Here is a 5,366-nt window from a genome sequence, read left to right as displayed (position 1 = left end):
GCCGCGAGCTGATGGCCCGGCTCATCGACTCGATCAGCACCGGCGTCCCCAAGGCCCTGGTCGAGATCACCAAGCTCGGCAGGACGCTGAAGAAGCGCGCCGCCGACGTCCTGGCCTACTTCGACCGGCCCAGCACCTCCAACGGGCCCACCGAGGCGATCAACGGCAGGCTCGAGCACCTGCGCGGCTCGGCGCTGGGGTTCCGCAACCTGACCAACTACATCGCCAGATCCCTGCTCGAGACCGGCGGGTTCAGACCCCGACTACACCCTGGATTCGGATGAGCCCGTGAAGTACGACTTGATGTAAATCGGCCGTCAGTGTTGGTGAACCAGGTTGGGTTTCGCTCCTGTGGTTGTGACTGACGGTGAAGCAGTCTCGGTATCCATGGGTGGAGACGGCTGACTGTTCGTGAAGCGTCGGTCGATGCCCCTTCGGCGGTCAGTCACTGGATGGCCGGTAGCGGCCTTGGCCGGCCAGTGCGGTGTAGAGGGTTTGTCGAGAGACGTTGAGGTCTCGGGCGATCTTGGCTTTGGGGACGCCGTCGGCGATGTGGCGGCGCGCCTGCTCGATCTGGTCGGCCGACAGTTTCGGGGTCCGGTCGTAGACGCCGCGGGCTTTGGCCAGGGCGATGCCCTCGGCCTGGCGTTCTTTGATGGTGGCTCGTTCTAGTTGGGCCACCGCACCCAGGATGGTGAGCATGAACTCGCCCTGGGGGGAGTCGGTGTTCAGGGCCGGCTGGTCGATGAACTGGATCTGGACGTCCTTGTCCTTGAGGTGGTTCACCAGGGCGAGGAGGTCGGTGGTGGAGCGGGCGAGCCGGTCGGGGGACTTCACTCGGACGAGGTCGCCGGAGCGCACGTAGGCGAGCATGGCCTGGAGCTGGGGCCGGTCGGTGGTCCTGGCCGAGATCTTCTCGGCGAAGAGCCTGTCGACGGTGCCGATGGCTTCCAGTTGTCGTGCGGGGTTCTGGTCGGTGGTCGAGACTCTGACGTAGCCGACGGTCTGCCCTGAATGTCCATTCACACCTAAACCCTACGGCAGCGTCGTCCATTATGTCTGAAACCGGCATGGTTGGACACGTGTTTGCGTGGGCTGGGGGAGTGTCTGGTGGGGTATACCCCGGTGGGCGGAATGGTCAGGTTGCTCATGATTGTGAGTCGCAACGCTCAGTGGCGTGGTTCCGCGATCGGTTGATGGCCGATGTCCACAACGACCAGTGACGAAGTAGCTGAGGAACCGTGGTGTCCGGGTGGTGCCGGGGAGGAGTGGACGCGCGGGGTGGGGTTGGCTTCGTGGTTGTCGAACATGGGTTACGCAGCAGCAGGTGTCGCCTGGCTCAGCTTGCCGTCGACGAGTTGGACGACGCCGTGCATGCGGGGAAGGTGCACCAGGTCGTGGGTGACAAGCAGAGTGGCGGTGTTCATCTGATCGGTGAGGTTGAGGATGAGCTCGATGATGCTGGCTCCACGCTCTTGGTCGAGGGCGCTGGTGGGTTCGTCGACGAGCAGGACGCGTGGTTCGTTCATGAGAGCGCGAGCGATGTTGATGCGTTGACGCTGCCCGCCCGAGAGCTGGTGAGGGCGCTTTCCTCGCTGGTCACCGAGCCCCACTGCGTCAAGTAGTTCGTCGGCCCGTGTGGCTGCCAGAGAGCGTGTGCGCTTGCTGTGCTTGCTGCCGAGCTCGTTCATCACGGACAGCTGCTCGTGCGCGGTCAGTGAGGGCAGGAGGTTCGACTGCTGGAAGACGATCCCGATCGTGTCTCGGCGGAGGTCGGTGGCCTCACGTGCGTCCAGCGTCGTGGCGTCGACGTCGTCGATGAAGACCTGCCCGGAGTCAGGTCGGATCAAGGTGGCGGCGACAGCGAGAAGGCTTGACTTCCCCGAACCGCTGGGGCCGGTGATGCCGGTAACTGTTCCAGGGTGCGCGGTGAGAGAGACGTGGTCGACGGCTGTGATGTGCGAGTCGCCGTCGGGGAAGGTGAGGGTGACGTTGTTCAGGCGGATCATCGGTTGCTCCCGAGGGCGGTGAGGGGGTCGGCGGAGGTCACGGAGCGGAGAGCGAATGCGGCGCCGGCGAGACCGAGGATGGTCATGATCAGGCCGGGAAGGAGAGTGGTGATGGGGCTGAGCAGGAAGGGCAGCGTGGTGCCGGCGAGGGCACCGAAGACGGTGACGATCCCGAGTCCCGTCCCGATGCCTATGAACAGGACGATGAGGGCTTGACCGAGGGCGTCACGGATGAGCGAGGTCGTGCTCGCGCCGAGGGCTTTGAGGACGGCGATGTCTCCCTTGCGCTGCATGGTCCACACGGTGAAGAACGCTCCGATGACCAGCCCTGAGATGCCGAAGAGCATGGCGACCATCAGCACGAGGGAACCTATCTCGGACCTGAAGGCGCTCAGCGCGGTCAACGACGCGAGCGTGCTCTCCGACGTGGTGGCTGTTGCGGTCTCGGCCGCAGACCAGTCGGGATCACCTGTGACGGCCAGGACGGTGGCGTAGGCGTCAGGGTCCCCTGTCGCGGCCGCGTACTCCTGCCAGTCGTGAAGGGTCATCTGCACGACGGGGGTGTGGCTGTACCACCCGTCACCGGCCACCGTGGCGACGGTGTACGTGGTTCCTGCGACCACGACCTCGTCACCGGTGCTCACCGCGAGGGCGTCGGCTGCGGGCTCTGACAGTGTGAGCGTGCCGTCGCGTGAGGGTGCGTTGCGGTCGAAGGTGGCCTGGACGCCGAAGATGGCGATCGCGGCACGCGCGGTGTCCGTCTCTGCCCTGGTCTGACTGATCCCCACGGGCTCAGCGGTCGTGACTCCGGATGTCGAGGCCCAGGCGGTGGCCTGTTGCTCGGTGATCGCAGAGTCGGAGAAGCTGGCGGCGGTGTCTCCAGAGAACACGACCCGGTCGGCGGGGAGCCCGAGTATGGCCGAGACGTTCTGGGTGGCCAACCCTCCGGTGAGCCCGCTGAGGAAGCCGACGAGGACGGTGATGAGAGCGACGACCGAACCGATGAGGACGAATCGGCCGCGGGCGAAACGCAGGTCACGCAAGGCGACGAACATGATGGGTTCCTTTCCGGCCACCGGGGCGATGACACCCTCGACTCTTCCGCGTGGCGGCGTTCGGGTCATCGCTCGTCTGCACCCTCGAGGGACGCGCGGACGATGTACTGGCCGATCGTCCTTTCGGAGGATGACCAGTGCGGGGTCGACGCGTAGCGTTCGGCCCATGACCCATACCGCGCTGACCCCCGTCTTCGTGGGCTTGCGTACCGGTCTGCACGCTCTCTTCGTCGCCCTGGCAGTCCTGGTGATCGCTCGCGCTGCCCTGGTGTGGAGCCCCAGCAGCGCCATCGTCATACCTCTGGCCGTCGTGCTCCTGGTCACGTATGCGCTGGGAGGCATCCTCGCGCAACCGGCGGGGTCTGGCGGTCGGGGGCGGGTGTGGCTGGGGGTGCTCACGCTCGAGTGGGTCGGCCTCATGTGGCTGAGCTCCGATGCCGCCTACCTGGTCTTTCCCTTGTTCTTCCTCTATCTCCATCTCCTTGGGCGGTGGTGGGGCTCGGCCGCTGTCGCCGCGTCGACGGTGCTTGCTGTCGGTGCGCTGGGGATTCATGGCGGGTGGACCGTCGGTGGGGTCGTCGGTCCGTTCGTGGGTGCCTGCGTCGCGCTGCTGATCGGCTTGGGATACCAAGCCCTGGCCCTCGAAGCGACTCAGCGCGAGGCGCTGATGAAGGAACTGCTCGACACCCGTGGACAGCTCGCCGCGACCGAACACGAGTCCGGGGTCCTCGCAGAACGCGCTCGCCTGGCACGAGAGATCCACGACACCCTCGCCCAGGGCCTGTCGAGCATCCAGATGCTCCTGCACGCTGCCGAACGCGCAGACCCGGGCCGACCGGGACTAGAACACATCCAGCTTGCCCGCCAGACCGCCGCCGCGAACCTTGCCGACGCCCGACGCTTCATCCAAGAGCTCACCCCACCAGAGCTGGACGATCAAGGTCTTGGCGGAGCGCTCCGGCGTCTGGCGATCTCGCAATGGTCCACGCATGGTGTGGACGTGAGCGTGCGCGTCTCCGACACGATCACCCTCCCGATGCACCTGCAGACCGCGCTCCTGCGCATCGCACAAGGAGCCATCGCGAACGTCATCCAGCACGCTCACGCCACGAAAGCCACGATCACGCTGGATGTTGATCACGAGACGATGCGTTTCACGGTCGCCGACGACGGCACCGGATTCGACACGCTCGAAGCACAGGACACACGCCCCGGAAGATCAGACTCGTTCGGCCTCCAAGCCACCAGGGAACGCGTTCACCAGCTGGGCGGCACTCTCACCGTAGATTCTGCTCCCGGTCGTGGAACGACCCTCACAGTGACGCTCCCCCAGGAGGACCCTCGATGATCCGCCTCGTGATCGCCGACGACCACCCGATCGTTCGCGCAGGCCTGGTCGCCCTCTTCGGGATGGAAGAGGACTTCACCGTCCTGGCCGAGGCCGCCACACCCGAGGAAGCCATCTCTGCTGCCGAACGAGAGAACCCAGACGTCGTCCTGATGGATCTCCAGTTCGGCACGCGCGCGACCCTCACGGGAGCCGACGCGACCCGCCAGATCCGGGCCCTGCCCGCCGCGCCCTACGTCCTGGTCTTGACCAACTACGACTCAGATGGCGACATCCTGGGGGCCGTCGAAGCGGGCGCCAGCGGCTACCTGCTCAAAGACGCGCCCCCGCACGAGCTGATCGCCGCAGTACGAGCCGCCGCAGCTGGCGAGAGCGCTCTGGCACCCGTCATCGCCTCACGACTGCTCGACCGTCTCCGCGCCCCGCAGGTGAGCCTGAGCAGTCGGGAGATCGAGGTCCTCGAGCTCGTGGCCGCGGGCCGGTCCAACACAGAGGTCGCCGCAGAGCTGTTCATCAGCGAGACCACCGTGAAGTCCCATCTGGCCCACATCTTCTCCAAGCTCGATGTCGCCTCCAGGACCGCAGCCGTCTCCGCCGCTCGACGCAGAGGAATACTGCGCTAGGTGTACTTCCCCGTGACGTTGTGAACGCGGGCTGAGGGGGTCTGGCCGCCGATCCCGGTGTGGGGTCTGTGGTGATTGTAGTGATGGAGCCAGGTCTCGTAGGCTGCGGCGCGCTCGGCTTCGCTGGCGTAGGGCTTCGCGTAGGCCCACTCGACGGCGAGGGTGCGGTTGAACCGCTCGACCTTGCCGTTGGTCTGCGGCCGGTATGGCCGGGTCCACTTGTGCTTCACATGGTCGCCGAGCGCGTCAGCGAAGGCGCCTGACCGGTAGCAGGAACCGTTGTCGGTCATCACCGCGGTGACTGTGACGCCCAGGCCTGCGAAGAACGCGT

General features: G+C 66.0%; 7 protein-coding genes. 3 read left to right on the top strand and 4 right to left on the bottom strand.

All coding sequences use genetic code 11. The annotated features are described in order from the left end of the window. On the top strand, positions 1 to 284 hold a 284-nt coding region (locus G554_RS0109295; protein ID WP_027587677.1), incomplete at its 5' end, for an ISL3 family transposase. Between the two features lie 157 nt (positions 285 to 441). On the opposite strand, the gene G554_RS0109290 is transcribed toward G554_RS0109295, so the two are convergent. From G554_RS0109290 to G554_RS0109280, 3 genes are all read right to left on the bottom strand, one after another. Next, the gene (locus G554_RS0109290) at positions 442 to 1,026 is read right to left on the bottom strand and encodes a recombinase family protein (protein ID WP_027587676.1); all 585 of its coding nucleotides are present in this window, start codon (positions 1,024 to 1,026) and stop codon (positions 442 to 444) included. Positions 1,027 to 1,313: 287 nt separating this feature from the next. Next, positions 1,314 to 2,009 carry an ABC transporter ATP-binding protein gene (locus G554_RS0109285; RefSeq protein WP_027587675.1) on the bottom strand — a complete coding sequence of 232 codons (696 nt, stop codon included), beginning with the start codon at positions 2,007 to 2,009 and terminating at the stop codon, positions 1,314 to 1,316. Then, on the bottom strand, positions 2,006 to 3,064 hold the full coding sequence (locus G554_RS0109280; protein WP_027587674.1) for an ABC transporter permease: 1,059 nt from the start codon (positions 3,062 to 3,064) through the stop codon (positions 2,006 to 2,008). Before G554_RS0109280 ends, G554_RS0109285 begins: the two co-directional genes overlap by 4 nt. 166 nt (positions 3,065 to 3,230) lie before the next feature. Between G554_RS0109280 and G554_RS0109275 the strand changes: the two genes are divergently transcribed. Next, a complete protein-coding gene (locus G554_RS0109275) occupies positions 3,231 to 4,412 on the top strand; it encodes a sensor histidine kinase (RefSeq protein ID WP_027587673.1) in 1,182 nt (393 codons plus the stop codon). After that, the gene (locus tag G554_RS0109270; RefSeq protein WP_027587672.1) at positions 4,409 to 5,035 is read left to right on the top strand and encodes a response regulator; all 627 of its coding nucleotides are present in this window, start codon (positions 4,409 to 4,411) and stop codon (positions 5,033 to 5,035) included. The genes G554_RS0109275 and G554_RS0109270 overlap by 4 nt, the downstream gene beginning before the upstream one ends. Here G554_RS0109270 and G554_RS0109265 read toward each other — a convergent pair. Continuing rightward, the coding region (locus G554_RS0109265) for an integrase core domain-containing protein (protein ID WP_027587671.1) at positions 5,032 to 5,366 on the bottom strand (335 nt) is incomplete at its 5' end. The genes G554_RS0109270 and G554_RS0109265 overlap by 4 nt on opposite strands.

Origin of the sequence: Acidipropionibacterium thoenii DSM 20276, from assembly GCF_000423445.1 — a bacterium.
In the GTDB taxonomy this organism is placed as follows: Bacteria; Actinomycetota; Actinomycetes; order Propionibacteriales; family Propionibacteriaceae; genus Acidipropionibacterium; species Acidipropionibacterium thoenii.
The sequence above is the reverse complement of the archived record's forward strand: the minus strand, read 5'-3'. Positions and strand labels throughout refer to the sequence as shown.